The sequence below is a fragment of the Paenibacillus sp. 01L418 genome, from assembly GCF_056400045.1.
This window is the reverse complement of sequence record NZ_JBFTSN010000579.1, coordinates 1-3,349: the sequence shown is the minus strand read 5'-3', so window position 1 is coordinate 3,349 and position 3,349 is coordinate 1. Positions and strand designations below refer to the sequence as shown.

2 protein-coding genes and 1 pseudogene are annotated in these 3,349 nt (G+C 41.2%); all 3 read right to left on the bottom strand.

Going from position 1 to position 3,349, the window contains the following annotated elements; all coding sequences use genetic code 11:
* Positions 1–27 precede the first annotated feature (27 nt).
* Positions 28–1,398 carry an ATP-binding protein gene (locus AC1DSE_RS32995; protein WP_477528896.1) on the bottom strand — a complete coding sequence of 457 codons (1,371 nt, stop codon included), beginning with the start codon at positions 1,396–1,398 and terminating at the stop codon, positions 28–30.
* Positions 1,399–1,596: 198 nt separating this feature from the next.
* Complete coding sequence (locus AC1DSE_RS32990; protein WP_477528895.1) at positions 1,597–2,916, bottom strand: anti-sigma factor domain-containing protein; 1,320 nt, start codon at positions 2,914–2,916, stop codon at positions 1,597–1,599.
* A pseudogene (locus AC1DSE_RS32985) lies at positions 2,913–3,349 on the bottom strand (RNA polymerase subunit sigma); the annotation flags it as partial. The pseudogene AC1DSE_RS32985 and the gene AC1DSE_RS32990, both read right to left, overlap by 4 nt.

The following is a 3,349-nucleotide window of genomic DNA, read 5'->3' as shown; positions in this document are numbered from 1 at the left end:
GCTAAGCCAATCCTTTTGTAGTGAACATTAAGCTAATGGCAGTGTCAGAATAAATTCAGTTCCTACCCCTAATTGACTATCCACTCTAATCGTACCATTATGATTGCGAACAATTCTGTAGCTTACCGATAAGCCTAACCCTGTACCCGACTGCTTCGTCGTAAAGAAGGGGTCAAACAATCTGCTCATCGTTGCTTTGTCCATGCCTTTTCCATTATCCTTAATAATAATTTCGGCAAATTGTCCATTTCCACGCGTAATAATATCAATAAGGCCCCTTCGCTCGCTCTGAACTTCTTCAATCGCATCGAGTGAATTTTTAATAATGTTCAAAATAACCTGCTTCACTTGTTTAACATCAATCGAGACGAGATGCTCTGAGCAATAACACTCCGCTTTAATTTCGCAATTCCGCATCAAAGCTTCACTTTCGGTCAGAAGCACAACCTCTTTTATTAAATGATCGATAGACACCAATTGTTTCATTGGTGCTGATGGCTTGGACGAATTTAGAAATTCATAAATGATATCATTTGCCCGGTCGATTTCCGTTAAAATAATACGAGCGTACTCTTCTTTGCCCACTTCCAGTAAATATGGCCGCAATAGCTGAATAAAGCCGCGAATGCTTGTCAACGGATTACGAATTTCATGTGCAATTGCAGCAGCAATTTTCCCGAGCATGGCAAGCTTGTCGTTTTGCAATGCCGTCTGCTCAATTTGCTTATATTCAGAAACATCCTTCACGCTAATTAAAAAATCACCGTCTAACTGATCACCGTATGTAACCGTTACCAATAGATGTTTACCATCTTTGTGTTGGAACTCATAATACTTGCTATGCATGAGAAACATTTCTTTGTAGAGTCTAAGAACTGTTCGCTTCGTGCTGCTAGTAAGCCGCCGATGTCTTAATATTTCCTTTATCGTACAACCAATTAATGTTTTCCGAGGGATGTCGAGCAGCTTGGCCATTTGTACATTAATAAACGATAAGATTCCATCACTATCAAACAAAGCAATTCCGCTGTCCATGTGCTGCAAAACATTTTCATACTTATTTTTGACTCGTTCAAAGGAGCGGTTGGACCTGAAAAGCATCTCTCGCATTTCAGTGAATTTTTGCTCCGTTGATCTCTCTGGCTGCAAACGAAATCGGCAAGCAACCATAATCTCCATTAAAAAAACAAAGGAACGATTATATAATCGCACAGCCTCCTCCGAGTCAACATTTGCAGCCAAAGACTGTATGCATTCCTCATGTACGGCAATAATTTCTTCAGGGTTTATTCCGTAAAGCTCCTTGCCAAGCTCGTTAGCATGGAATAATGATACTTCCTTACCACTCCGAATATACTCGGCAAGCKCCGGGAAATAGCGCTTTCGAATGGCCAACATCTTGTACTCCTCCCCGGCAGCATCTATAAATAACGGTTACAGTTACTACTAATCATAGGGCGAGTTTACAATCCCTGTCAATCGGAAATCCTGTCGAATTATGCACCGTAAATAGGCAAAAAGTCTGCCCGAAAGTCATCTAGGACTTTAGCCTACTGCATTCATTTCCTGCTATTTGTTCATTTTTATATCGGAAGTCTAATCATTATTGTTGCTCCCCCGACCTTTATACCATCTATCCCAATCATGCTTCCATTCCTTATTTTTTTTATCATCATATCGATTTTTCCAATTATCATTTTCTTGCTTGCCTTGATGACTGTTTACGTTATTATTGCGATTATTGTTGCTATCATTGCGATCTCGATTTCGATCATTGTCATCATCATTATTATTTCGATCATGATTATGATTGTTATTATTTTTGTCGTCATCGTTATGATCGTTTTTACCGCCGCTCGGCATTGTAGGCTGAACTGGCTTCGTTGGTTTCCCTGGCGTAATTACCGGCTTGTTGCCCCATGTCCCGTTTTTATTGGGCTTATTAGTTGCGTTGCCTTTATTTACTCCGCTAACGACAGGCTTATTTGGTTTTTCCACTTTTACAGGCTTGTTTGCAGTTGGAGTCGTAGTCGGTTTAATCGGTTTCGGTTTCGTCTTTGTTTCTTCCTTTTGCTGCTTAACCTTATCCTCTTTCTCCAGTGCTACCAACTTCTTGAGCTTTTCTTTGCTCGTATCTCCCGCATTGCTTACAATCGTCTTCACTCCGCCGATAGACGCTGTTGCCTGATCGATGGATTGCTTTTTCAATTGCTCCAATTCGATACTGTAGCCTTCATCCTTTGCCATTAAATATACGGCCATCTTGCCTGAAGAAATACCATTTATAGCTGCTTCCTCACGCACCTCATTAGGCAGCGACAACGTTGTAATTGTAGCAGTTGCTGCTTCTGCTTCAAGCTGAGCGAGCAGCATTTTCAGTTTCTCGTCGACTTTTCCCGTCAAAATATTCTCAAAATCGCCTTTACTCGCAAAATTGTCGTCTAATAAAACACTCGTAATAAAAATATCTTTGTTTGGCGTATCCAGATAATGTGAGCCTTTAGCCCTCTCCAAAATAGAAGCTGCAACCTCTTCCACATGAAYACCTGCGTATTTGAGCCCTTTAATAATGACTTCTCCATCTTCATTAAGTGCGCGAAGCTCACGTACTTTCTCGTTTTCATCGACGCCCAGCTCTATGCTTGGATTAATATCCATGCTCACGTAAGCAACTACGGATTGTGAGTCTCTTTGCATGAAAAATAAAAGTGGAACAAACAGAATCAAAATAAGGGTGGCAGCACTCCCATACCAATAAATCGGCCTCTGGATGACGCGCTTCTTAAACTCTTCTTCGAATGTCACTTCTTCTCCGATTTGTGTAGTTCCCTGAATAGGGGCCTGCAAAAATTGACCGTCTGCCGTCATCACAACTGCATACTGCTTATGAATGCTCATAACGACTCCACGTTTCATTTGCTTGCCTCCTTATTCTCGACGATGCGCTCATCGGATATATGTAAATAATCATGCATGTAAGGGTATGTCCCAGAAATGATTAGTGCGATAGCAATAATATATTTTCGATTTCTTTCCACCGTTTTGCGGGAAACGCCGCACATTTCGGTCAGCTCTTTTACAGCCAACTTATTTGTTTGCCTTAAAGAATCTAATAAATCCGTTTCACTTACGAGCGTTTGCGCGATACCAATCAACAGCTTTCTTGAATCGGTATGCTTGGGAGAATTGTCTACCAATTCTGCAAAGGAAATGCCAAATCGCAAAAGCTCTTGATTAAGCTCAGTGATCTCAAGCCTTCTCTCGTCCTCTGTGCGCTTCATTTCAAATGCAGTCATCGCTTGTCTTGTCTCGACTGAATTATATTGAGGCTGCTCCTCATCCTCTGAGT